The sequence below is a fragment of the Azonexus sp. IMCC34842 genome (genome assembly GCF_050368855.1).
Classification (GTDB): domain Bacteria; phylum Pseudomonadota; class Gammaproteobacteria; order Burkholderiales; family Rhodocyclaceae; genus Azonexus; species Azonexus denitrificans_A.
The window spans coordinates 853,427-876,434 of sequence record NZ_CP178449.1; the positions used below are offsets into that span (position 1 = coordinate 853,427).

A 23,008-nucleotide genomic window follows, 5' to 3' on the forward strand; every position below is an offset into this window, starting at 1 on the left:
CGCCGGCAGGGCCGCAGCAGACCGTGCCTTATTCGGCGGACGCGGCCGGCGCGGCGAGCCGACTGCCGGAAAGACGGCGCATCAGCGCGGCCCGCTCGGCATCGCCGATGGCGATGAAGGCGTCGGCCAGACGGTCGGCCTGACGCAGCGCGGCGCTCCGGTTGTCCGGATGGGACATCAGGCGAAGCAACAGGCGTTCGGCGGTATCCAGCTGGCCGCTGACGATCAGTCGTCCGGCAATGCCTTCCCACTGCGCCACGGTCAGTTTCGGCAAGGCGCGCGGCATGGCGTCGAGTGCCTCGGCCAGCAGTGTCGGATCGACCGATCGCGGCTGGTCGGCGGCGGCCTTCAGCAGCTGCCGCTGGGCGTCGGTCAGCAGTTCCGGTTGGCGGGCAAGACGGGCGATGCGCAGGTATTCCTCGACGATTCGCGGATCGGTCGCTGTGTGTTCGGCGAGCAGTTTGCGGTAAGCCAGTGCGGCCGGCCCGAACTGCATTTCGGCGACCAGTTGTTCGGCTTTTCGCTGCTGGAGCAGGCGTGCCTGGTCGGCGTCCTGGCGGTGCACCAGCGCGGCGCTCTGGCCCTGGCGGCGCCAGCGGTAAGCGCCGATCAATAGCGCGCCGCTCAGCAAACCGGCGAAATGCGCCATGTAATTGACGTGGCCGCCGCGGTCGAAGACGAAATTCTGCAGCAATTCGTTGGCCAGCCATACTGGCAGAATGGCCAGTGCCGGCCAGCGGGCCGTACCGAAAACGAAAAACAGCCAGTAGAAGAAATCGATTCGCCGCCGGCCGAACAACACCAGGTAGGCTGCCATCACCGCCGAAATGGCGCCTGAGGCACCGAGCGAATAGCTGTAGGCGGTGGCCGGCACCAGCAGGTCGGGCAGCGCCGCCCCCAGGCCGCCGATCAGGTAGAGGCCGAGGAAGCCGAGCGGGCCGAGCGCCGCTTCGACGGTATAACCGACGACGAAGAGCACGGCCATGTTGCCGCTCAGATGCATGATGTCGCCATGCAGGAACATGTGGGTAAACAGCGACGCCAGGCTCGGGTCGTGTCCGTTCAGACTGAAGCGCTCCGTAACGATGCGGGCGCGCAAGGCTTCAAAACGGGTCCGGTTGGATCGCCAGATCGGGAAATCGGCATGGCTTGCGGTGATCACCCGATTGCTGCGCAGGCGCTGCATGAAATCGGAGTCGCGTTCCATTGTCTGGAAGACGGCGGGATCGTGACGCGCTGCCTGCTGCCGCACTTCGGCGGCCTTGGCCGTCTTGCCACGTTGTTCGAGGTCGGCCAGGTAGGCGGTCATTTCGTGCTGCGCCGTGCCGGATTGCTGGTAGAAGCGCCAGGCGTCGGCCGAACGTTTTTGGTCGCTGCCCTGCATCAGGAAGGCGATCAGGCACAGGATCATGATCAGGATGGTCGCCAGCGGCGGGCGAGTCCAGTCGTGACGGGCCGGAAGTGGGAGAATCAGCATGACAGGCGGGATGGCGGGGAAGTCCGCGGATTATACGTGGCCGCTGCCCGCCCATTAGTCAAACTGCATGATTCGGCGCAGAATGCCGGCTGGTCGGGTATCCAAATTCAAAAAAATGACACAACAATACAGGGTGGTTTTGTCCGGGCGGACGCTTTCCGGCGGCGCGCTTGCCGATATCAAAGACAAGGTCGGGCGGGAATTCCGTCTGCAGGGCGAGCAACTCGATCGCATGCTCAGCGGCAAGCCGGTCGTCGTGGCCCGTAGCGCGACCGCCGAGGCGGCCGAAAAACTGGCTTCCCGCTTGCGTTCAGTCGATCTGCAAGCGAGCATCGAGCCGCTTGCCGCGGCCATCGTGCCGACACCGGTCGCCGCGACGCCGGAACGGCCCCCCGAATTGCCGCCTGTCTCGCCGGCTGATCCGCAGCTACCGCCGGCGGTTACCGCTACCAGCGACGAATTGTTTGCACTGATCGCTCCCCGCCCGGTCGCCGAGGCGAGCGCCTCGCCGGCCGGCGTACAAGACGGGGCGGCCCCGGCGGCTGCGGCCGGTGGCGAAGTGGTCTGTCCGAAATGTGGCGCGGCACAGCCGAAGCGCACGCTATGTCGGCAATGCGGCCTCGACATGCCGCGCTTTCTCGCCGCCCAGGCGGCGGCCGATGCGCAGGCGCGCGAGGAACGGGCGGCCGAGCTGGCGGCCCGCCGGTCGACCCCGGGCGGCTCACGGCCGGCCAGCGGCGCAGTGCAGGCGGCCGTCATCGGCATCGGCTTCGCCGGGCGGCTCGGTCGTCTCGACTATTTCGCCGGCTCGCTGGTCAGCAGTGCGCTGTGGCTGGCTTTCGTAGTGCTCGCGGTATACGTCGGAAAACCGGCGTTTGTTGGCTTCGGACTGTTTTTGTCGCTGATTTACAGTCTGCGCTGCATCGCGCTGCGTCTGCACGATACCGGACGGACCGGCTGGCTGGCGCTGGTTGCGCTGGTGCCGCTGCTCGGCGCCCTGATGGCGCTGGCGTTGCTTTTCATCGGCGGCGATGAGGACGAAAACGATCATGGCATGGTGCCGGCCGGCGGCGGGGCGCGGGTGATGATGGCCCTGCTCGCCCTGGCCGTGCTGTCCGGCCTGACCTTCCGCGGTATCGGGCAGAATCCGGAAATGACCGGGCGCTTCCTGCAGGCGATGCGGGTTGGCCAGGGCGATGCCGTCGCCGCGGAGGCCGAGGAAGATTCGGCCGAGCCGGGAGCGCCGGTCAATTACGCCCGGAACAACCGGATTGACCTCTACGTTATCGCGGGTTGCACCGATTGCGAGCGGATGCGCGCCTGGCTCGATGCCAACCGGTTGGCTTACACCTTGTACGCGGTCGATAGCGACAACGGGGCGGCCGAGCGCCTGCATTCGATCATTGCCGGCGACGGGCAGGCCCGGATCAATCTGCCGGTGCTGGAAGTGAACGGCAAGGTGTTGCCGGGCAATCCGGATATCGGCGAGGTGCATCGCCTGCTGCGTCAGGAAGCCGGGCAGTGACGGCCCGGTAGAGTGGTCGAGGAAGGGTTGGCCGCTTAGCCTGGGGGAAAGGTCTGCTCGCCGGCCAGCCAGGGTTCAAGGGCGGCAGCGGTCAGCGGGCGGGCAAAATAGAAGCCCTGCATCAGCCGGCAGCCGTGGCTGAGCAGGAAATCCCGCTGCGCCGGATGCTCGACGCCTTCGGCGATGACTTCCTTCTGCAGGCTGTCGGCGATACCGACGATGGCCCGGATGATGGCGGCGTCGTCCTCGTTGTTTGGCAGTTCGCGGACAAAGGACTGGTCGATCTTGATCCGGGTGAAGGGCAGCTGTTTCAGGTAACCGAGACTGGAATAACCGGTGCCGAAATCGTCGACCGACAGCTTGACGCCCAGTTTGCTGAGTTCGTGCAGCATCTCGATGATCAGTTCGGTGTCGCGAATGAAGGCGCTTTCGGTGATTTCCAGTTCCAGCCAGTGCGCTTCAAGGCCGAAATCGCTCAGGGCGGCGCTGACCTGGGCGGTCAGGTTGCGCTGACGAAGCTGCACGGCCGACAGGTTGACGGCCATGACCACCGGCGGATAGCCCTGATCCAGCCAGCTCCGACTCTGCCGGCAGGCTTCGCGCAGCACCCACTCGCCGATGGTGTTGATCAGGTTGCTTTCCTCGGCGATCGGAATGAAACGGCCGGGCGGTATTTCGCCGCGTTCCGGGTGCTGCCAGCGGATCAGGGCTTCCAGGCCGATCAGTTTGCCGTTCGCGCCATCGACCTGCGGCTGGTAGTGGAGACGGAATTCCTGACCGAGGATGGCGCGGCGCAGGCTGTTTTCCAGTGCGACGCGTTCGGAAATGCGGATATTCATCTCCGGTGTGAAGAAGCGGTAGGCATTGCCGCCGGCTTCTTTCGCCTGGTACATCGCGGTATCGGCATTTTTCAGCAGCGTGCCGATGTCGGCGCCGTCCTGCGGGTAGGCGCTGATCCCGATGCTGGCGCCGACCAGCAGTTCCTGGCCGGCGATCTGGAACGGCTGGTTGATGCAGTCGATCAGCCGTTGGGCGATGATCGCGACGCGGGACAGGTTGCTGAAGCCCTGCAGCAGAACGGCGAATTCGTCGCCGCCCTGGCGGCTGATCGTGTCGCGCTCGTCGAGATTGGCGCGCATGCGTTGCGCCACCAGCAGAAGCAACTGGTCGCCGGCTTCGTGGCCGAGCGTGTCGTTGATGAACTTGAAGTTATCGAGATCGAGGAACAGCAGCGCAATTTGCGCCTGCTCGCCGAGCGCATCGGCCAGCGCCAGCGCCATGCTGGTGCCGAGCATCGCCCGATTCGGCAGGTCGGTGAGAATGTCGTGTTCGGCCAGGTAGCGGATGCGCTGCTGATCTTCGTGCAACTGCGTGATGTCGCGCGCCACGCCAGCGACGCCGGCCAGTCCGCCGGCCTTGTCGAGAACCGGGGTGGAGATGTATTCGAAGTGGCGCCGGCCGCCGGTGAATACTTCCTGGCTGGCTTCGCGACGTTGCTGCCGGCGGCTGCTCAGGGCCTCGGCATCCTGCTGTTGCAGGGCGCGGGCGGTTTCTTCCGGCCAGATTTCGGCGCTGGTGCGGCCGAGTATTTCCGTCTCGCGCCGGCCGCTGACCTGGCAGTAGGCCTCGTTGACGGCGATCATCCGCTGGTTGCGGTCGGTCAGCCAGGCTGGGTCGGGGAGGCTATCGAGCAGCGCCCGGGTCCGCCGCATGGTCGTTTCGTAGGCTTCGGTCATGCCGCGCGCCAGGCGTCGGGCGTTGTCGTAGGTGCGCAGCCAGACGATGATCCAGCCGGCCAGCACGACGGCCAGAATGCAGGCGCTGACGGCGCCCCAGAAAACCTGCTGATACCAGTTGGCGAGGTAATCGGTGGTGGCGTGGCCGATCAGCACATAGAGCGGGTAGTCGCCGACCTTGCGCAGGGCGTACAGGCGTTCGACGCCATCGACGCCGGAGTGCGCGGTGTACAGGCCGCCCTGGCCGCTGCCGCCGTTGACCAGCTGGCGCAGTGTGGCGCTGTCGATCGCCTGGCCGAGTTTTTCGGCTGCCGCCGGGTAGCGGGCGACCAGCCGCAGTTGGTCATCGATCAGCGTGACGCTGTGGCTCGGGCCGAGATGCAGGGCCGCGTAGAAGGCCTCGAAATGGTCGGCGCGCACGGCGGCCTGGACCAGACCGGCAAAATTGCCGTGGCGGTCGTTGAGGCGCCGGCTCAGGGTGATCACCCAGTTCTTGGTGATGCGGGCGAACAGCGGTTCGGAGATCACCAGTTTTCCGCTGTTCTCGGCCTGGTTGCGCAGGAAATAGGCGCGGTCGGCAATCCGGGCCGTGGCGATTTCGCCCGAGGAATCGTAAATGAAACGACCGTCCCGATTGGCGATGCGCAGGCTTTGTGATTCGTCGATCAGCGCCAGGTAGCGGGACAGCGTTGCATTGATCGTCGCCGTATCCATCGCTTCGCCGGCGAAGGCCTGGTTCAGCCGCAACTGGCCGGCCATCAGTACCGTGTCGACCTTGTCTACCGTGCTCCGGGCATGGCCTTCCAGCACCTTGGCCAGGTTTTCCTGGCTGCGCCGGGCGAACTCCATTTCGCGGTCGTAGGATTGCTTGAGGCCGACCAGGCCGAGCCCGACGTAGGTGCAGAAAGCCGCCACCCCGAGGGCAATGATGACGATACGTCGCGAAGACTCGGTGCTGCGGTCGGCCGATGAATGCGGGTGGGGCGGTTCGCTATCCATGGCGGTCATAGGCGAAAAATGGGCCTATTGTCCGCGCAGAAAAAGTTTGTCGAGTTGATCCAGCGCAAGTTCGGTCCATGTCGGCCGACCGTGATTGCACTGGCCGGCGCGCTCGGTTTCTTCCATTTGCCGCAGCAGGGCATTCATTTCCGGCACGGTGAGTTGCCGGCGGGCCCGCACCGCGCCATGGCAGGCCATGGTGGCGAGCAGTTCGTTGCGCCGGGCGGTGGCCTGCTGGGTGATGCCATGCTCGCGCAGTTCGCCGATCAGCGAGCGGGCGAGGGCGGCCGGATCGCCGGACTGGAGCAGGGCGGGCACGGCGCGCACGCCGAGCTGGTTGGGGCCGAGCGGGGCAATCTGGAAACCGAGCTCGGCCAGCGCTTCCGCGTGTTCCTCGACGGCGGCGATATCGAGCGCCTCAGCCGAGAAGACGGCCGGGATCAACAGCGCCTGGGTGGCGATCTGGCGGTTGTCGAAGGCGGTCTTCAGCTTTTCGTAAAGGATGCGTTCGTGCGCCGCGTGCATGTCGACCAGCACCAGGCCGCGGGCGTTCTGGGCCAGCACGTAGATGCCGTGCAGCTGGGCCAGTGCGTAGCCGAGCGGCGGGCCGTCTTGCTCTGCCGGTTCGGCCGGACTGAACTGCGGGGCGCCGGCCGGATTGGCCGAGGCATAGGCCGGGCTGCCAAGATGCTGGGTGGCCTTGGCGAAGGCGAGGTAAGCGGCGGCGGCCGGTTCGGCGACGCCAAGGCTGATCTGGTGGCGCAGCGGTGGCGGGTAGTTCGCGGCGTAGCTGGAGCTGCTCGGCACGGTCGCCGCTTGCCGGAGGTCCGCTGGAGCCTCGGGAAAAGCGCCGGTCGGGGCCGAGAATTCGCGGTTTTCCGCGGTCACCGCCGTCGCCAGCGTGCGCTGGATGGCATGGAAGACGAACTGGTGCATGGCGCGCGAATCGCGGAAGCGGACTTCGGTTTTGGCCGGGTGCACATTGACGTCGACCAGGGCCGGGTCGATGTTGATGAACAGGCAGACGGCCGGCTGGCGGCTGCCGTGCAGCACGTCGCGGTAGGCTTCGCGCAGGGCGTGGCTGATGATCTTGTCGCGCACGTAGCGGCCATTGACGAAGACATACTGGCCGTCCTTGGTATCGGTGGCGCGCGTCGGGTCGACGGCGAAACCGGCGATGGCCAGCGGCCCGGCGGCCGCTTCGAGGCGGCGGGCGGCGCCGAGGAATTCGTCGCCGAGGATGTCGGCGATGCGCCGGGCACTGTCGGCCGGGGCCAGCTGGAACAGGTTGCGGCCGTTGTGGGTCAGGCTGAAGGCGACATCCGGGCGAGTCAGTGCCAGGCGCTTGACGGCGTCGGCGCAGTGGGCGAATTCGGTGCCCTCGGCCTTCAAGAACTTGCGGCGGGCCGGGGTGTTGTAATAGAGGTCGCGCATCTCGACGACGGTGCCGGCCATCAGCGCCGCCGGTTCCGGCTCGGCACCGCTTTCGGCTTTCAGCTTCCAGGCATGACTGGCGCCGCGCTCGCGGCTGCTGATCGCCAGGCGGGCGACCGAGGCGACCGAAGCCAGCGCCTCGCCGCGAAAACCGAGGGTGCCGACCCGTTCCAGGTCGTCGAGCGAGACGATCTTCGAGGTGGCATGCCGGGTCAGGGCCAGGGCCAGTTGGTCCTTGGCGATGCCGCAGCCGTCGTCGGTGATGCGGATCAGCTTGACGCCGCCTTCCTCGAGATGCACCTGGACGGCCTTGCTGCCCGCATCGAGGCTGTTTTCGAGCAGTTCCTTGAGAACGGAGGCGGGTCTTTCGACCACTTCGCCGGCAGCAATCTGGCTGATCAGCAGGTCGGGGAGGCGGGCAATCGTCGGCATGCCGGGATTATCCCAGATTGCCCGGCAAGGACGAACGCGATTTCGCGCGCCGGCCGCCTCAGTCGCCGTAGAGCGGACCGATCTCGGCCCGCAACCATTGTCGAAAGCTCTGCACCACCGGCTGTTCGGCCACCGCTTTGGCCATCACGAGGTAGTAGGAATAGGCCGAGCGCATGCTGATGCCGAACGGGATGGCCAGGCGTTCGGCCAGGACGTCCGCCTCGACCTGCTGGCGGAGGGCGAGGGCAACGCCCTGACCTTCGATAACGGCTTCGAGAACCATGATCGAGTTGGAAAAGCGCGGCCCGCGTTCGCTGTCGATACCGCTGACGCCCGCCAGCTTCAGCCATAGCCGCCAGCTCGGCCGCTGGTCGACGGCGGGAATCGATTCGTCGTGGATCAGGGTATACCGGTGCAAATCCTGCGGCGTGCGCAGCGCCCCTTCGCCCTCGAGCAGGCGCGGGCTGCAGACCAGTACGTAGTCCGGGGTCAGCATCTTTTCCACCAGCAGATCGGGGTAATGACCGTTGCCGTAGCGGATCTCGACCTCGCATGTGTCGCGGCGCGGGTCGATCAGTTCCTTGTGCGGCACGGGCTGGCTTGACTGGCCATCGATGTTGTCCGGGTTGCTCGAAATGCGGATCGCTACCGCCGGGTTGGCGGCGGAATAGCGGGCCAGGCGCGGTACCAGCCAGCGCGTCGCAAAGGCCGGCGGGGCGGTGACGTTGAGCGCCGGGGGGCGCCGATGCTGGGTCGCTTCGACGGCCGCCGCGAAGGAGTCGAGGCCATCGCGGATTTTCGGGTACATCGCCGATCCGTCTTCGGTCAGCCGCAGTCCGTTCGGCCGGCGGACAAACAGCGAGACGCCGAGATAGCTTTCGAGCGCCTTGATCTGCTGGCTTACCGCCGCCGGGGTGACGTGCAGCTCGGCCGCCGCCAACTTGAAACTGAGCTGGCGGGCTGCCGCTTCAAAGGTCCGGAAGGTGGAAAGGGGAGGTAGACGGTAGGCCACGACAAACTCCCAAGGCAGGCATCGAGTTAAGTATATCTAATGTCGAACATAATAAACGATTGTTTGCTGCAGTGCAGCATAACTCCTATATTTCCATTAGCAAACAAAGCAGGTCATAAAAGGAGTACAGCAAATGTCCATCAAATCATTTTTCGCTCATGCGTTCGGCCAGCAGAGCTGCAAGGACGCGGAAACCGTCGACTATGCCAGCATTTTCAACGGCGAAGCCGACGCGCCGCTCGCCATTGCCGGCGACTCGCGCAACTTCCTGCCGGGTCTCCGTCCGCTGAAGAACGACGTCGATGCCTACTTCAAAGACGTATTCATCAATCCGGTGTTTTAAGTGGGCGAGTTCCAGCGTCAGCTGACGGCTCTGCGCGCCCCGAAAGTATTGCCCTGGTTTGCCCGCCAGGCCGGGCTCGATGACGAAGCCGCCTTGCGTCTATGGCAGCGCGCCGTCGGCGAGTCGGCGGCCGAAACCGGGGGCAGCGCCTGCGCCACGGCGCTTGGCCGCTTCCGGGAACTGCTCGATTCGGCCTCGGCTTCCCGCGCGGTCTAGACGTCCATAGTCAGGCTCGGCGATGGCCGGGGCTGGCTGTCGCTTCGCTACGGCCGGCGGCCAACCCTTGGGGTAAAATTCCGGTCTGTTCCCAGACCCCGGTTACCCGTATGGAATTCATCGCGCAGTTCATCGAAATCATCCTGCACCTCGACAAGCATCTGATGCTGCTGGTTCAGCAATACGGCTTGTGGATCTACGGCATTCTGTTCTTCATCATCTTCGCCGAAACGGGTTTTGTCGTGACCCCTTTCCTGCCCGGCGATTCGTTGCTCTTCGTGGCCGGCGCACTGGCCGCGCTGGGCGAGGGCGGCATGGATATCTTCGTGCTGATGGGCGTGCTGGCGGCGGCGGCCATCCTCGGCAATACGGTCAATTACCAGATCGGCCGTTTTCTCGGGCCGAAAGTCTTCCACTGGGAAAACTCGCGTTTCTTCAATCGCGATGCCTTGATCAAGACGCATGCCTTCTATGAAAAACACGGCGGCAAAACGCTAGTCATTTCGCGCTTTCTGCCGCTGTTCCGCACCTTCGCGCCGTTTGTCGCCGGGATCGGTGCGATGTCCTACGCCAAATTCACGCTGTTCAACCTGATCGGTGCGCTGGCCTGGGTGGCCTCGCTCTGTCTGGCCGGTTTCTGGCTCGGCAACATCGCCTGGGTGAAGACCAATCTGTCGCTGATCATCATCGGCATCGTCGTTTTCTCGCTGATTCCGGTTGGCGTCGGGTACCTCAAGAGCAAGGCGGCCTGATGACCGCCTGGCTGGCCGTCCTGCTCATCCTGGCGCTGCCGGCGTGCACCACCAAGTTGGGCAAGGATGGCCGGACGACGTCCGAGATGGATGTCAAATACCTGGCCAAGACCGAGGTCGATCGCTTCGCCGATACCAATCGCGCCGAGGTGATGGGCGGCCTGATGCTGATCGCCGACAAACTGTATCGGCGCAATCCGAAGGAATGGAAGAAAGCCGGCGTCGACAGCCGCGAGGCGGCGCTGGAACGGCTGAAAATGCGCCATTACCGCAGCCTGCCCGAGCTCGGCGGCCTGCGCGAAGGCAAGGCGGCGGCGCTGGCTTTCAGCGAAACCTACAGCGGCGACCGGGTGGCGGCGCTGATGCTCGGCTTGCTGACCATGGCCGACGCCGCTTTCGACCACAAGGCGGAGTTCTACGTGCTCGACAGCCTCGACGAAACTAAGCTGTTCAACTGCGCCCGCAATATGGAAGTGGCGGTGTGGAAACTCGGCAACGACCGCAATGCGGCGGGCGAACTGTTCCTGCTCGCCAACGAGCTTGATCCGGCCAACCGCAACCTGTCCTTCGAGCGCGAATTCGGCCGCCTGATGGGCCTGCTCGATTTCATGGCCAAGGTCGTTGCCGACCGCAATGGCCGAACCGTTTCCCGGCTGGGCCATTCGGTCGTCAGCACAATTTTTTTACCGGTGAGTTTTTTGAAATGAAGAATATCGTCATCCTGATTTCCGGCCGCGGCAGCAACATGGAAGCCTTGATCGCCGCCCGCGATGCCGGCAATCTGCCGGTCCGCATCGCCGCCGTGATCAGCAACCGGCCGGATGCTCCGGGGCTGGAGACGGCGGCCCGGGCCGGGATCGTCACGCATTTCATCAACCACAAGGGCTTTGCCGGGCGCGAGGCGTTCGACGCCGCGCTGGCCGAGTGCATCGATCAATTTTCGCCCGATCTGGTGGTGCTGGCCGGCTTCATGCGCATCCTCAGCGATGGCTTCGTCTCCCATTACGCCGGCCGACTGATCAACATCCATCCGTCGCTGCTTCCGGCCTTCCCCGGTCTGCACACCCACCAGCGGGCGCTCGACGAAGGCGTGCGGATTCATGGCTGCACCGTGCATTTCGTCACCCCGGCGCTCGATCACGGTCCGGTGATCATCCAGGCCGCCGTGCCGGTGCTCGACGGCGACAGCGAAAGCAGCCTGGCCGCCCGGGTGCTCGAGCAGGAACACCGGATCTACCCGCAGGCGGTGCGCTGGTTTGCCGAAGACAGATTGCAGCTGGCAAACGGGCGGGTACGTCTGGCGGCCGATACGGCCGACAGCGCCGTGCTGATTTCGCCCGAGGTGCGCTGAGCGGCAATGCCGATCGTCTTCGTCCTGGCCCTGATCGGCTCGTTGGCGATCCACGGGGCGGCCTTGTTCGGGACGGATGTCGAGTTGTTCGGCGGCGGCCCGGAGCCGGCGCCGCTACAGGCCGAGTTGCAGCCGCCACCGCCCGCCGCGCCGGTCGAAGCGCCACGGTTAAAAAGCAAACCGCCGCGGACCAAGGCGGCAAAAAAACATACTCTGGCGAGTGCCCGGCCGGCACCGGCCACCGTGCCGGCGCAACCCGAGCCTGATGTGGTGCCGGAAACCGTCCCGGCAACGTCCGTTGCCGAACCCGTCGTGCCGTCTCCGCCGCCACCGGCCAGGCCGGTGCTTCCGGCGGAGGGCGTGATCCGCTTCGCCATCTTCAAGGAGTCGCTCGGCTTCCAGGTCGGCCGCGCCGAACATCGCTGGGTCTTCGCCGAGGATGGCAGCTATCGGCTGACCGGGACGACCGAAACGAGTGGTCTGGCCGCCCTGTTGAAGCCGGTGCGCCTCGAGATCGAAAGCCGCGGCCGGCTGGTGGCCGGCGGTTTGCAGCCGGAAACCCTGCGCAGCCTGAAGAATGGCCAGGACGCCAACGAAAATGCCGATTTCGACTGGTCGTCCGGCGCCGTGCGCCTGTCCCGGGATGGCAGCGTCCGGCCGATTGCGCCCGGCGCCCAGGACATCCTGTCGCTCAATTTCCAGCTCGCCTACCTGAAGAAGCCGGAGGATGGCAGTTCGATCGGTGTCGTCACCGGCAAGAAATACGAGCGCTACGGGCTCGATTCGCTCGGCGAAGAGGAGATCGACGTGCCGGCCGGCCATTTCCGTACGCTGCATCTGCGGGCGCAGACCGATAACGTCACCGAAATCTGGATCGCGCTCGATCATCACCGCTTGCCGGTTAAAATTCGTTTTACAGATAAAAAGGGCGAAAGCTTTGAGCAGGTCGCCACCGAATTAGGATTGCCATGAAAGCTCGTTTTACCCCCGCCCTGTTTGCCCATGCCGAAGCCGTACTCGGCCAGTTGCTGAATTTCGAGCATCCGGCCGATGCCGTCGTCTCGCGTTATTTCCGCGAGCACCGCGAACTCGGCCATGCCGACCGGGCTTTTGTCGCCGAAACGGTCTTTGCCGTGTTGCGCCGGGGGCGCAGCCTGGAAGCGCGGTGCGCCGGCCAGTTGTCGGATCGCCGCCGCTTGCTTGTCGCGCTGACGGTGATTCGCGGCTGGAGCCAGCGCGAACTGGCGCCGGTGCTGAAGGCGAACGAAGAGGAATGGCTGGCCGCCGCCCGGGCAATGCCGGAAAGCGAGTTTTCACCGGCCGTTCGCTGCGATTTGCCGGAATGGCTGTATGCCGCGCTGGAAGCGCAATTCGGCGCCGAGGAAGTGGTCAAGCTGGCGACCGCGCTGAACCTGCCGGCGCCGCTCGATCTGCGCGTCAATACGCTGAAGACCAACCGGGAAGACCTGCTGGCCCGTTTTGCCGAGGAGGGCATCGCCGCCATTCCCGGCCCGTTGTCGCCGATTGCCGTGCGCCTGCGCGAAAAGCCGGCGCTGGCCAAGCATGCGCTGTTTCTTGAAGGGACCTTCGAGGTTCAGGACGAAGGCAGCCAGTTGCTCGGCTACCTGATGGAGCCGAAACGCGGCGAGCTGGTCGTCGATTTCTGTGCCGGCGCCGGTGGCAAGACCCTGTTGCTCGGCGCAATGATGAAAAATACCGGCCGCCTCTACGCCTACGATGTGTCCGACAAGCGCCTCGCCAAGCTGAAGCCGCGGCTGGCCCGCTCCGGCCTGTCCAACGTCCATCCGGCGCGCATCGAGAATGAACGCGATACCAAGATCAAGCGCCTGGCCGGCAAGGCCGATCGCGTACTGGTCGATGCCCCGTGTTCCGGTCTCGGCACCCTGCGCCGCAATCCGGATCTGAAATGGCGGCAGAGTGAAGCCTCGGTCGCCGAGCTGACCGTCAAGCAAGCATCCATCCTCGATGCCGCGGCCAAGATGGTGCGCCCGGGCGGTCGCCTGGTTTATGCCACGTGCAGCTTGTTGACCGCCGAGAACGACGCGATCATCGAAGCCTTCCTGGCCAGCCATCCGGAATTCACGCTGACCCCGGCCGCGACGGTGCTGGCCAGGCACGGCATCGCGCTGGAAGGCGACTATCTGCGCCTGTTGCCCCATCAGCACAACACCGATGGCTTCTTTGCCGCCGTTCTGGACAAGAAGGCATGAGTCAGGCCAGCGAGGCGCTGAGGCTGTTCAACGATCTGCGGGATGATTTTCGGGATCCCGATTTCATCTGGCAGGTCATTGCCCTTCTCGTCTGTCTGGCTGCCGCTTTCCTGATCGAGCGCTGGTGGCGCGGGCGCCATGTCGAGGGCGCCGGACGGCTGAGCGATGCCGGATCACGGCTGGCTTTCCCGTTGTCCGGCATGGTCCTGGTCGGCCTGACCCGGCTGGCCCTGAAACCTTTTTTCCACGTCAATCTGCTCAAGCTGGCGCTGCCGCTGCTTGGCTCGATGGCCCTGGTGCGCAGCGTGGTTTTCGTGCTTCGCCAGGCCTTCCCTCGCGCCACCTGGCTGACCGCCTGGGAGCGCATCATCGCCGCCGTGGTCTGGAGCTGGATGGCGCTCTACATCACCGATCTGGCACCGTATGCGATCGAAGCGCTGGAGCAGGTCGACTTCGCCATCGGCAAGCAGCGCTTCGATTTGTGGACCATCTCGCACGGCGTGGTCACCGTCTTCCTGACCGTGGTTTTTGCCTTGTGGGTGGCCGGCGTCATCGAAGCCCGGCTGATGCGTGTCGAATCGATGGATTCCAGCCTGCGCATCGTCGGCATCCGGGTTACCCGGGCCTTGCTGACGGTGATCGCGCTGGTCGCCAGTCTGTCGCTGGTCGGCATCGACATGACGGCCTTGTCGGTATTCACCGGGGCGCTCGGTGTCGGCCTCGGCTTCGGCTTGCAGAAAATCGCCAGCAACTATGTCTCGGGCTTCATCATCCTGCTCGACCGCTCGATCCGGCTCGGCAACATCGTCCAGGTCGGCAGCGATGTCGGGCAGGTGACGCAGATCACGACGCGCTACACAGTGCTCAAGCACCCGGGCGGTACCGAGTTCATCGTGCCGAACGAGACGCTGATCAGCAGCGTGGTCCAGAACCAGAGCTATTCGGATACCCGGATGCGTCTGACGACGGTGGTCGGGGTTGCCTACGACAGCGATATCGACCTGGCGATGCGTTTGATGACCGAGGCCGCCAGCGCCCAGGATCGCGTCCTGGCCGATCCGCCGCCCAAGGTGTTTCTGACGCAGTTCGCCGACAGCAGCATCAACCTCGAACTCGGCTTCTGGATCAGCGATCCGGAGGAGGGCAAGGGCAATGTCGTGTCCGACATCAACCTCGCCATCTGGCGCATTTTCCGCGCCCACGCCATCGAGATTCCGTTCCCGCAGCGCGAAGTCCGCCTCATCCAGGAAAAACCGGCGGAGTAAGCCGCTGGCCGCGGCTCCGCCGGTTAGCGAGCGGGTTCAGACCTGGGTTGGCGTGCGGCCCATCGTTTCGCCCATGCGCACCGGGCCGGCCGGCGCCCAGTCCGGATTGAAGGTCAGGGCCGCTTTCGGAAAGAGCATGACGACCGTCGAACCGAGCAGGAAACGGCCCATCTCGTCGCCTTTCTGCAGCACGATGTTGCGGTCGTCGTAACGCCATTCGCGGACGACGCCCGGGCGCGGCGGATTGACCATGCCGTGCCAGACGGTGGCCATGCTGCCGACGATGGTGGCGCCGACCAGGGTCAGCACGAAGGGACCGCTCGCCGTCTCGAAAACGCAGACGACGCGCTCGTTGCGGGCGAACAGGCCGGGTACGCCGCGCGCCGTGGTCGGATTGACCGAGAACAGCGCGCCGGGCACGTAGATCATGCGCAGCAGCTTGCCGGTGCAGGGCATGTGGATGCGGTGGTAGTCGCGCGGCGAGAGATAGAGCGTCGCGAAGCTGCCATTCTCGAATTTCTTCGCCAGCTCGCGGTCGCCGCCGACCAGCGCGGTGGTCGAATAGCTGTGGCCTTTGGCCTGGAAAATCTGGTCGCGCTCGATGGCGCCGAACTGGCTGATCGCGCCATCGACCGGGCAGAGGAAATCCGCATCGGCAAGCGGCCGGGCCCCGGCCTGCAGTGGCCGGGTGAAGAATTCGTTGAAACTCTGGTAGCCGGCGATGTCCGGATTGGCCGCTTCGGCCATGTTCACGTTGTAGCGGCGGACGAACCAGCGGATGACGCTGGTCGTCAATTTGCCAGCCTCCTTGGCGGCGAGCTTGCCGGCGAGGATGGTCAGCGCCTGTTTCGGCAGCAGGTATTGGGGCAGGACGGCAAGGCGATCGGACACAGTGGCAGCCATGAAAACGGGAGCCCGCGATTATAAGGGCTAGCCGCCCTGCATCCTACCTTCGCCCTGCCGCCGGGCGACCGGGGCTCAGTGCAGCGAGTAGACCCCGACCCGGTTGCCTTCGCTGTCGATGAACAGGCCGATGTGGCCGATGCCGTTGCCGAGGTCGGTCTTGGCCATGACGATCGTCCCGCCGGCCGCCGGAATGCGTTCGAGAACGGCATTGAGGTCGGCGCCGCCGTCGAGGTAGATCAGCGTGCCGTTGTCGCGCGGTTCGAGCTGCGGCATGGCGACCAGCGCACCGCTTGGGTAGGGCTCGGCGTAGGGAAAGATGGCCATGTTGCCGCCACCACAGTGTTCTCGGCGCAGTTCGATGGCGAGGATGGTCTGGTAAAAGGTGACGGCCCGGTCGAGGTCGGCGGTGGGGATTTCGAACCAGCGTAGCGGATTGTCCATGATGTGCTCCTTGGTAATTCAGCGGCGGGATGCCGTTGATGCCGTGCATTCTGGCCGGGGGCTCCTGACAGCATAGTGTCAGGAGGCATTGCCGGCCCTGCGAAACGGCGTGCTATGCTGAAATTCCCGTTTTCCCCGTCATGACATGCGCCCGGCCGACCGACTGTTCCAGATCATCCTGCTGCTCCGCCACGGCCGCGTCGTTACGGCCGCCACGCTGGCCACGACGCTCGAGGTTTCCGAGCGGACCATCTACCGCGATATCGCCGATCTGGTGAAATCCGGGGCGCCGATCGATGGCGAGGCCGGCGTCGGCTATCGCCTGCGCCGCGGCTACCAGGTGCCGCCGTTGATGTTTGCCGGCGACGAGCTGGAAGCCCTGGTGGTCGGCGCCAAGCTGGTCCAAGCCTGGGGCGATTCTGCGCTGGGCAAGGCGGCGGAACAAGCGATGGCGCGCATCGAGGCCGTTCTGCCGCGGGCGCTGGAGGAGAAGGTCGGCGCGGCGAGCCGGCGCTTCCTGGCGCTCGATTGCCTGCAGCCGGCGCCGCTGCGCGAACCGATGGCGCAGTTGCGGGCCGGCATGGAAAGCGGCCGCAAGGTGCTGGTCAGCTACCGGCGGGCCGACGGTGAGCTGTCACAACGCACGCTGCTGCCGCTCGGTCTGGTTTTCTGGGGGCATTGCTGGACGCTCGGGGCCTGGTGCGAGCTGCGCCAGGCCTTCCGGACTTTCCGGGTCGACCGGATCAAGAGCGTCGAACTGCTCAGCGAAACTTTCGACGACCGGTACGGCCATCTCTGGCGCGACTACCTGAGCACGGCGCGCGGCGAGGGTGAAGCCTAGTCGGTATTCCCAGCCAGCGGCAGTTCCGTCGGCGGCGTCGCGGTGGCCGGTTCGGCACTGACGCTGACCGGGAAGCGCGGTGCCTGGTCGGCGGTGGGCGCTGCAACCGACCAGCGTTCCTTGCGCCATTTCTCGCGTTCGCCGTTGCCGCAGAAGGTCCAGGCGACGAAGCGGCTCTGCTTCTGGCCCTGGGCCATGGCGATGGTGCGCGATTCGACGACCCGGGCCTTTTTCAGCGCGGCTTCGATATGCACCAGGTTGTCGGCTTGCGAGACCAGGCTGGTGAACCACATCACCCGCTTCGGAATATTGGCGCTCTGTTCGATCATGTTCTTGACGAAGGCGCGCTCGCCGCCGTTGCACCACAGTTCGGTGCCGCCACCGCCGAAATTGAGGCGGGGCTGCTGCACCGCACCCTTCTTGGCGCCGGGCTTGTTCAGATTGTTCCACTTGCGCTGGCTGACCGCATGTACGTCATCCGGCGAATTGTGGAAGGGCGGGTTGCAGATGCTCAATTCGAAGTTTTCGCCGGAACGCAGCAGGCCGGTGAAGATGTTGTCCCACACCGGTTGGTGGCGCAGTTCGATCATGCCGGCCAACTGCTCGTTTTTGCCGAGAATCATCTGGGCATTGGCCAGCGCCGCTTCGTCGATATCGACGCCGAGGAAGTGCCAGCCGTATTCGGCGGCACCGATCAGCGGATAGACGCAGTTGGCGCCGACGCCGATGTCGAGGACGCGGACGCCGGCCCCGGTCGGGATGACTTTCTTGTTGCAGGTGGCGAGCAGGTCGGCGGCATGGTGGATGTAGTCGGCGCGGCCGGGAATCGGTGGGCACAGGTAGCCGGCCGGAATTTCCCAACCCTTGATGCCGTAGTGCAGGGCGAGCAGGGCGCGGTTGAAGGCCTTGACGGCGCTCGGGTTGGCGAAATCGATGCTTGGCGTGCCCGCCTTGGTGGTGATCACGAACTTGACGAGGCCCGGCGCGACCGCAGTCAGCGCGGCGAAATCGTAGCCGGCCGCATTCTTGTTGCGGGGGTGCAGTCCGGGTTTCTGGGCGGGGGCCGTCATTGCGTTTTTCCGATTTTTGGGGAGGGGGCGGAGTATCCCACGGAATGATTGTCGCAAGAACGACAAAGCCCGTTTTGCGGCAAGTTATTGTTTGAAAGCGGTTTTCGCCGCGTAATCCGCTCGGCATGGAATTCGCTGAAGGTCAGGCAACGATGCTCTAGGGAGTGACCAGCATGAAGTTGCAAATCGAGCGGCCGCACATCGCCGCGATGATCGAGGCCTTTCCGCGGCTGGCTTTCGTGCAGGAGCAGTTGCGCTTCGGCAACAAGGTCGAATTGGCGTTCAACCTGCTGAGCGATGGGGAACTCGATTTTCTCCGCGGCCTGTATGCCGACGGCGGCCCGGAATTGCGCGCCCGCGCCGCGCAGATCGCCACCCTTCAGAAAGCCCTGCACGATGCTGGTACCCGGTTTGCAGCCGAAGACCTGGAAATGCTGGTCCCGGCCATCGCCCGTTACCTGGCGGAAGATTCAAGCCGCGGCTGGGTGTTTTCCGCCCACGTCACCGGCAAGCCGCTGGCCTACGTCGTGACCCGGCTCGACTTCACGCCGCCGTCGGACGAGGAAACCGGCAAGGTTTTCATCGAATTGAAGGCCAACGCCAAGGCGCGGCTGGCCACGGCGACGCTGCGCATTGCCGGGCCGGATGTGGCCGGCCGGACGGTGGCCGAAATCTTCGCCGCCAAGGGCTTCGTCAAGGAAACGCCGGCCCTGCTCAAAAGCTACGACGAAACGGCTGTGCGCTATTTCGACTGGCGGGCGCAATACGGCGCGCAATTCTCCGGCTCCGGCGTCGGCTACTTTGCCGAAAACCCGACGGCGACGCATCGCGACACCGATTATTCGCGCAAGGACCTGATCATCCTGTCGTCGACCGGCTCGGCGGCTCGCCTGGTGAACGACGAGAGCATTCTCGGCGAACGGGTGCTGGCGCTCGATGCGACCGGCGACATCATGAGCAAGTTCGTCCGCCGGGTCGCCCGCAATTCGCGGCTGTCCGGCAAGGACGAAGCCGAGGTCGAGGCGACCCAGGCGACGCTGCCGAAGGGTATGTTCACCGAACTGCCAGTGCATTTCTACATGCTGATGTTCCACCTCGAACTGCACCATTACCTGTGGGTGCATGTCGACGACATGCAGCCCTATCGTTACCAGCCGGAACTCAAGGACAAGCTGGTGCTGCCGCCCGAGCAGACCGACCTGATCGACATCCTGACCGCCGAGATGGACGTGCTGATGGACGACATCGTCGCCGGCAAGTCGGGCGGCACCACCGTGCTCTGTGCCGGGCCGGCCGGGGTTGGCAAGACGCTGACCGCCGAGGTGTACTCGGAAATCATCAAGCGGCCGCTTTACCGCGTGCATTCCGGGCAGTTGGGGCTGAACGTCGCGGCGATGGAAACGGCGCTCAAGGAAGTGCTGACCCGTGCCCAGCGCTGGGGCGCAGTGATGCTGATCGACGAGGCCGATGTTTACATCAAGAAGCGTGACGACAACATCACGATGAATGCCGTGGTCGGCGTCTTTCTGCGTGTGCTGGAATATTTCAACGGGCTGTTGTTCCTGACCACCAACCGGGTCGACGATATCGACGAGGCGATCGTTTCGCGCTGCATCGCGTTGATCAAGTTCCATCCGCCGGGGCGTGAAGATCGCCGACGAATCTGGGGCGTGATGACCGAGCAGTTCGGCCTGCTGATCGAACCCGACTTGCTCGAACGCCTGCCGGATATCTTTCCCGAAGCTACCGGCCGCGACATCAAGGGGCTGGCCAAGCTGGTGACCAAATACTGCAATCAGAAAGCGCTGCCGCCGACGGTCGACGTTTTCCGGCGCTGTTCGATCTTTCGCGGTATGGAAGTGGCTGCCTGATTACTGGCCGGCGTATTTCGCCAGAAAACGGTCGAGCGCATTGCCGAAGGCTTGCCGGTCGGCCTGGCCGAGCGCCGCCGGACCGCCGGTTTCGATGCCGGCACTGCGCAGTTCTTCCATGAAGTTGCGCATGGTCAGGCGTTCCTGGATGTTGGCCGTGGTGTACAGCTCGCCGCGCGGATTCAACGCATGGGCACCACGCGCGATGACGCCCGAGGCGAGCGGGATGTCGGCAGTGACGACGAGATCGCCCGGGGCGAGCTGGTCGACGATATGGCGATCGGCGACATCGAAGCCGGAAGGCACCTGGATGGCGCGGATGTAACGCGACGGCGGCGTCCGCAACATCTGGTTGGCGACCAGGATGGTCCGGATTTTCAGCCGCTCGGCGGCGCGAAAGATGATTTCCTTGATGACGCCGGGGCAGGCGTCGGCATCGACCCAGATCTGCATCAGTGCTCCTTGCCGTCCAGGCGGGCCTGGAAAAGAATCGGAATATAACGCCAGCCGAGGATGCCGAAGCAGGCCAGCCAGCAGGCGGCCGACAATTGTATCCACAGCAGGTAGCCGGCCGGGTAGATCTGCGGCACGACGACGCGGACCAGCAGGGCGGCCAGCATGATGTACAGTGCCAGCTTGTCGAGCCGGTCGAAAACCACCTTGCGCCCGGTGTGGCCCTTGGAAATGCGGATGATCATCGCCGGAATGACCGTGCCCATCGCGCCGAAAGTGAATAGATGGACGGACAGTGAGCCGATCCAGACGAACTGCCAGACATGCCCGAGCGCCTCGATCAGCAACTGGCCGACGATGGCCAGATAGCCGACGTACATGATGCCGATGTCGATCCGTTTACAGGCCAGTTGCGGTTTCCAGAACACGAAGCGGATGCCGAGCAGAATCGCCAGCGCGAAGGCGATTGCCGCGGTCAATGGCCGGGGCAAGGCGAATTCGACGACCAGCAGCAGGCCGAGCAGCTTGATCGGCATGTCCAGTTTCGGCTGGCGCAGGATGTTGGCCTGGAAGGCGGCTTTCATGAAACCGGTCAGGGTACGTTCGAGCATCACCAGCAAGGCCAGCCGGAACAGGCCGATGGCCATGCTGTAGCCGGCCGGGAAATCGTTGCCGTAGAGCATCAGGTATTTGGCGACCAGGAAGGCCGGCAGCAACACTAGGAAAAATACGTTGTCGCGATAGCTGTCGCGGGCGCGGTGGCGGATCAGCGTCCACAGCAGCATGGCGACGATGCTGCCGAGAAACAGATTGTTGGCGATTGCCGGCAACGGCGCCGGCCAGTTGCCGCCAAAGCTCATGCCGATTCGCTCGAGGATCCAGGTCCCGGCCAGCAGCATCAGCGCCGGCCCATGGTAGCCGCGAATATTCACCCAGTTCTTGGTCGAGGTCAGCAGAAAGCCGCCGAGCACCGCCCAGCCGAAGCCGAAAAACATTTCGTGGGCGTGCCACTGAACGGCGGTGAAGGTGGCGGCCGGGGCCGGCATCAGGCCGCTGAAGATCAGTGCCCAGGCGACCGGCAGGGTCATCCCGGCCAGGCAGGCCAGCGCGAAAAACGGACGAAAGCCGACCAGCCAGAGGGGGGGGTTGATGAAGCGCATGGCGAACCTTTCACGGCGACTGGTGTTCAAAGCAGCAAGTCTAGCGATGTCCGGTGCGTGTCGACTTGATTTATCCCAGAGCGGGCAAGCAAGAAGCCCTACATTCGCGTAAAATTCTGCCCTTAGCCATAGTTACGATTGCGCAATCCGGGCCTGGCTACTTTCCTGAAGGATGAAGATGAAGCGTGTGGATGATTTCCGCTTGCGGCTTGGCAAGCATGAACTTGTGCCGATCATGATCGGCGGCATGGGTGTTGATATTTCGACCGCCGATCTGGCTTTGGAGGCGGCCCGTCTGGGCGGCGTCGGCCACATTTCCGACGCGATGATCAAGACCGTTGCCGACCGGCGCTACGACACCAAGTTCGTCAAGGAAAAGCTCGCGATCTACAAGTACAACGTCAAGAACGAAGACAAGTCCGTGGTCAAGTTCGACCTCGGCAAGCTGGTTGAAGCCACCCGCCTGCACGTTCAGGGCACCATGGAGCGCAAGCAGGGTTCAGGGCTGGTCTTCATCAACTGCATGGAAAAGCTGACCATGAATGCGCCGAAAGAGACGCTCAAGGTTCGCATGAATGCGGCGCTCGATGCCGGCATCGACGGCATCACGCTGGCTGCCGGTTTGCACCTCGGCTCTTTCGCGCTGATCGAGGATCACCCGCGCTTCCGCGATGCCAAGCTGGGCATCATCGTGTCGTCGCTGCGGGCGCTGCAACTGTTCTTGAAGAAGAGTGCCCGGACCAACCGCATGCCCGACTATATCGTCGTCGAAGGCCCGCTGGCCGGCGGTCACCTCGGTTTCGGCATGGACTGGGCGCAGTACGATCTGGCGACCATCATCGCCGAAGTCGTCAAGTACCTGCGGGACGAGCATCTGGACATTCCGGTGATTGCCGCCGGCGGCATCTTTACCGGTAGCGATGCCACCGGTTTTCTCGAACACGGCGCCGCCGCCGTCCAGGTGGCGACGCGGTTTACCGTCGCCAAGGAGTGCGGCCTGCCGGAAAAGGTCCAGCAGGAATATTTCAAGGCCAGCGAAGACGATATCGAAGTCAATCAGATATCCCCGACCGGCTATCCGATGCGCATGCTCAAGGGCAGTCCGGCGATCGGCGATGGCATCCGTCCGAATTGCGAGGCGTATGGCTACCTGCTCGACGCCAATGGCAAGTGCGCCTATGTCACGGCCTACAACCGCGAAGTGCTGGCCCATCCGGAGGCGCGCAAGGTGACGGTGATGGACAAGACCTGTCTGTGTACCCACATGCGCAATTTTGACCTGTGGACCTGTGGTCAATTGACCTACCGTCTGAAGGACACGACGCATCGTCTGGCTGACGGCAGCTATCAGCTCCTGTCGGCCGAGCATATCTTCAAGGACTACCAGTTCAGTGTCGATCAGAAGGTGGCGTTGCCGGAGGCGCAGGTCGCCTGAGTCGGGGATTTGAGAAAAATAAAAACCCGGCTGCGTTGATGTCGGGTTTTTTCTTGGG

21 protein-coding genes are annotated in these 23,008 nt (G+C 64.3%); 12 read left to right on the forward strand and 9 right to left on the reverse strand.

The genetic code is table 11. From position 1 onward, the window contains the following. Positions 1–28: 28 nt before the first annotated feature. A complete protein-coding gene (locus tag ACLIKD_RS03955; protein WP_428827254.1) occupies positions 29–1,477 on the reverse strand; it encodes a rhomboid family intramembrane serine protease in 1,449 nt (482 codons plus the stop codon). 115 nt (positions 1,478–1,592) lie between these two features. Here ACLIKD_RS03955 and ACLIKD_RS03960 point away from each other — a divergent pair, with 115 nt between their 5' ends. Beyond that, positions 1,593–3,002: a DUF805 domain-containing protein gene (locus tag ACLIKD_RS03960; protein ID WP_428827255.1), complete on the forward strand. Its 1,410-nt coding sequence runs from the start codon at positions 1,593–1,595 to the stop codon at positions 3,000–3,002. 35 nt (positions 3,003–3,037) lie between these two features. Here the strand turns inward: ACLIKD_RS03960 and ACLIKD_RS03965 are convergent, their stop codons facing one another. From ACLIKD_RS03965 to ACLIKD_RS03975, 3 genes are read right to left on the reverse strand one after another with little or no spacing between them, the layout of a single operon-like run. Further along, a complete protein-coding gene (locus ACLIKD_RS03965) occupies positions 3,038–5,737 on the reverse strand; it encodes a bifunctional diguanylate cyclase/phosphodiesterase (RefSeq protein WP_428827256.1) in 2,700 nt (899 codons plus the stop codon). Positions 5,738–5,761: 24 nt separating this feature from the next. Beyond that, a complete protein-coding gene (gene mutL / locus ACLIKD_RS03970) occupies positions 5,762–7,603 on the reverse strand; it encodes a DNA mismatch repair endonuclease MutL (RefSeq protein ID WP_428827257.1) in 1,842 nt (613 codons plus the stop codon). Between the two features lie 58 nt (positions 7,604–7,661). Further along, positions 7,662–8,615 carry a LysR substrate-binding domain-containing protein gene (locus ACLIKD_RS03975; RefSeq protein ID WP_428827258.1) on the reverse strand — a complete coding sequence of 318 codons (954 nt, stop codon included), beginning with the start codon at positions 8,613–8,615 and terminating at the stop codon, positions 7,662–7,664. Positions 8,616–8,748: 133 nt separating this feature from the next. On the opposite strand from ACLIKD_RS03975, the gene ACLIKD_RS03980 reads away from it, so the two are divergent. The 8 genes from ACLIKD_RS03980 (at position 8,749) to ACLIKD_RS04015 (ending at position 14,773) form a co-directional block, all read left to right on the forward strand. Further along, positions 8,749–8,958: a hypothetical protein gene (locus ACLIKD_RS03980; protein ID WP_226418974.1), complete on the forward strand. Its 210-nt coding sequence runs from the start codon at positions 8,749–8,751 to the stop codon at positions 8,956–8,958. Then, positions 8,959–9,174, forward strand: a complete 216-nt coding sequence (locus ACLIKD_RS03985; protein WP_428827259.1) for a hypothetical protein — start codon at positions 8,959–8,961, stop codon at positions 9,172–9,174. Between the two features lie 110 nt (positions 9,175–9,284). After that, on the forward strand, positions 9,285–9,926 hold the full coding sequence (locus ACLIKD_RS03990; RefSeq protein ID WP_226418976.1) for a DedA family protein: 642 nt from the start codon (positions 9,285–9,287) through the stop codon (positions 9,924–9,926). Then, the gene (locus ACLIKD_RS03995) at positions 9,926–10,633 is read left to right on the forward strand and encodes a hypothetical protein (protein ID WP_428827260.1); all 708 of its coding nucleotides are present in this window, start codon (positions 9,926–9,928) and stop codon (positions 10,631–10,633) included. Before ACLIKD_RS03990 ends, ACLIKD_RS03995 begins: the two co-directional genes overlap by 1 nt. Beyond that, positions 10,630–11,277: a phosphoribosylglycinamide formyltransferase gene (gene purN, locus ACLIKD_RS04000; protein ID WP_428827261.1), complete on the forward strand. Its 648-nt coding sequence runs from the start codon at positions 10,630–10,632 to the stop codon at positions 11,275–11,277. The genes ACLIKD_RS03995 and purN overlap by 4 nt, the downstream gene beginning before the upstream one ends. Before the next feature lie 6 nt (positions 11,278–11,283). Further along, complete coding sequence (locus tag ACLIKD_RS04005) at positions 11,284–12,249, forward strand: DUF3108 domain-containing protein (protein ID WP_428827262.1); 966 nt, start codon at positions 11,284–11,286, stop codon at positions 12,247–12,249. Further along, positions 12,246–13,508 carry an RsmB/NOP family class I SAM-dependent RNA methyltransferase gene (locus ACLIKD_RS04010; RefSeq protein ID WP_226418980.1) on the forward strand — a complete coding sequence of 421 codons (1,263 nt, stop codon included), beginning with the start codon at positions 12,246–12,248 and terminating at the stop codon, positions 13,506–13,508. The genes ACLIKD_RS04005 and ACLIKD_RS04010 overlap by 4 nt, the downstream gene beginning before the upstream one ends. Beyond that, the gene (locus ACLIKD_RS04015; RefSeq protein ID WP_226472725.1) at positions 13,505–14,773 is read left to right on the forward strand and encodes a mechanosensitive ion channel family protein; all 1,269 of its coding nucleotides are present in this window, start codon (positions 13,505–13,507) and stop codon (positions 14,771–14,773) included. The genes ACLIKD_RS04010 and ACLIKD_RS04015 overlap by 4 nt, the downstream gene beginning before the upstream one ends. 36 nt (positions 14,774–14,809) lie before the next feature. Here the strand turns inward: ACLIKD_RS04015 and asd are convergent, their stop codons facing one another. After that, complete coding sequence (asd, locus tag ACLIKD_RS04020; protein ID WP_428828378.1) at positions 14,810–15,664, reverse strand: archaetidylserine decarboxylase; 855 nt, start codon at positions 15,662–15,664, stop codon at positions 14,810–14,812. A gap of 87 nt (positions 15,665–15,751) precedes the next feature. Further along, positions 15,752–16,120 carry a VOC family protein gene (locus tag ACLIKD_RS04025; protein WP_428827263.1) on the reverse strand — a complete coding sequence of 123 codons (369 nt, stop codon included), beginning with the start codon at positions 16,118–16,120 and terminating at the stop codon, positions 15,752–15,754. A 145-nt stretch (positions 16,121–16,265) separates the two neighbouring features. On the opposite strand from ACLIKD_RS04025, the gene ACLIKD_RS04030 reads away from it, so the two are divergent. Further along, positions 16,266–16,961, forward strand: a complete 696-nt coding sequence (locus ACLIKD_RS04030) for a helix-turn-helix transcriptional regulator (RefSeq protein WP_428827264.1) — start codon at positions 16,266–16,268, stop codon at positions 16,959–16,961. Here the strand turns inward: ACLIKD_RS04030 and rlmF are convergent. Further along, entirely contained in the window at positions 16,958–18,031 is a 1,074-nt protein-coding gene (rlmF, locus tag ACLIKD_RS04035; protein ID WP_428827265.1) for a 23S rRNA (adenine(1618)-N(6))-methyltransferase RlmF, read from the reverse strand. The genes ACLIKD_RS04030 and rlmF overlap by 4 nt on opposite strands. Before the next feature lie 173 nt (positions 18,032–18,204). Between rlmF and ACLIKD_RS04040 the strand changes: the two genes are divergently transcribed. Further along, positions 18,205–19,902 carry an AAA family ATPase gene (locus ACLIKD_RS04040; protein WP_428827266.1) on the forward strand — a complete coding sequence of 566 codons (1,698 nt, stop codon included), beginning with the start codon at positions 18,205–18,207 and terminating at the stop codon, positions 19,900–19,902. Here ACLIKD_RS04040 and ACLIKD_RS04045 read toward each other — a convergent pair whose 3' ends face one another. Beyond that, positions 19,903–20,355: a YaiI/YqxD family protein gene (locus ACLIKD_RS04045; protein ID WP_428827267.1), complete on the reverse strand. Its 453-nt coding sequence runs from the start codon at positions 20,353–20,355 to the stop codon at positions 19,903–19,905. Continuing rightward, positions 20,355–21,515 (reverse strand): NnrS family protein, encoded by a 1,161-nt coding sequence (locus ACLIKD_RS04050; protein WP_428827268.1) that lies wholly within the window; start codon positions 21,513–21,515, stop codon positions 20,355–20,357. Before ACLIKD_RS04050 ends, ACLIKD_RS04045 begins: the two co-directional genes overlap by 1 nt. Before the next feature lie 178 nt (positions 21,516–21,693). Here ACLIKD_RS04050 and ACLIKD_RS04055 point away from each other — a divergent pair, with 178 nt between their 5' ends. Next, entirely contained in the window at positions 21,694–22,950 is a 1,257-nt protein-coding gene (locus tag ACLIKD_RS04055; protein ID WP_226418988.1) for a nitronate monooxygenase, read from the forward strand. Positions 22,951–23,008: the final 58 nt, after the last annotated feature.

What these genes read in the sequence shown, in the direction of transcription:
- ACLIKD_RS04015 (WP_226472725.1), top strand. Translation starts at nt 13,505, where the DNA reads ATGAGTCAGGCCAGCGAGGCGCTGAGGCTGTTCAACGATCTGCGGGAT.
- ACLIKD_RS04045 (WP_428827267.1), bottom strand. Translation starts at nt 20,355, where the DNA reads ATGCAGATCTGGGTCGATGCCGACGCCTGCCCCGGCGTCATCAAGGAA.
- ACLIKD_RS04040 (WP_428827266.1), top strand. Translation starts at nt 18,205, where the DNA reads ATGAAGTTGCAAATCGAGCGGCCGCACATCGCCGCGATGATCGAGGCC.
- ACLIKD_RS03955 (WP_428827254.1), bottom strand. Translation starts at nt 1,477, where the DNA reads ATGCTGATTCTCCCACTTCCGGCCCGTCACGACTGGACTCGCCCGCCG.
- rlmF (WP_428827265.1), bottom strand. Translation starts at nt 18,031, where the DNA reads ATGACGGCCCCCGCCCAGAAACCCGGACTGCACCCCCGCAACAAGAAT.
- ACLIKD_RS03965 (WP_428827256.1), bottom strand. Translation starts at nt 5,737, where the DNA reads ATGGATAGCGAACCGCCCCACCCGCATTCATCGGCCGACCGCAGCACC.
- ACLIKD_RS03980 (WP_226418974.1), top strand. Translation starts at nt 8,749, where the DNA reads ATGTCCATCAAATCATTTTTCGCTCATGCGTTCGGCCAGCAGAGCTGC.
- mutL (WP_428827257.1), bottom strand. Translation starts at nt 7,603, where the DNA reads ATGCCGACGATTGCCCGCCTCCCCGACCTGCTGATCAGCCAGATTGCT.
- ACLIKD_RS04050 (WP_428827268.1), bottom strand. Translation starts at nt 21,515, where the DNA reads ATGCGCTTCATCAACCCCCCCCTCTGGCTGGTCGGCTTTCGTCCGTTT.
- ACLIKD_RS04055 (WP_226418988.1), top strand. Translation starts at nt 21,694, where the DNA reads ATGAAGCGTGTGGATGATTTCCGCTTGCGGCTTGGCAAGCATGAACTT.
- ACLIKD_RS04010 (WP_226418980.1), top strand. Translation starts at nt 12,246, where the DNA reads ATGAAAGCTCGTTTTACCCCCGCCCTGTTTGCCCATGCCGAAGCCGTA.
- purN (WP_428827261.1), top strand. Translation starts at nt 10,630, where the DNA reads ATGAAGAATATCGTCATCCTGATTTCCGGCCGCGGCAGCAACATGGAA.
- ACLIKD_RS03960 (WP_428827255.1), top strand. Translation starts at nt 1,593, where the DNA reads ATGACACAACAATACAGGGTGGTTTTGTCCGGGCGGACGCTTTCCGGC.
- ACLIKD_RS03995 (WP_428827260.1), top strand. Translation starts at nt 9,926, where the DNA reads ATGACCGCCTGGCTGGCCGTCCTGCTCATCCTGGCGCTGCCGGCGTGC.
- ACLIKD_RS04030 (WP_428827264.1), top strand. Translation starts at nt 16,266, where the DNA reads ATGCGCCCGGCCGACCGACTGTTCCAGATCATCCTGCTGCTCCGCCAC.
- ACLIKD_RS03990 (WP_226418976.1), top strand. Translation starts at nt 9,285, where the DNA reads ATGGAATTCATCGCGCAGTTCATCGAAATCATCCTGCACCTCGACAAG.
- ACLIKD_RS04005 (WP_428827262.1), top strand. Translation starts at nt 11,284, where the DNA reads ATGCCGATCGTCTTCGTCCTGGCCCTGATCGGCTCGTTGGCGATCCAC.
- ACLIKD_RS04025 (WP_428827263.1), bottom strand. Translation starts at nt 16,120, where the DNA reads ATGGACAATCCGCTACGCTGGTTCGAAATCCCCACCGCCGACCTCGAC.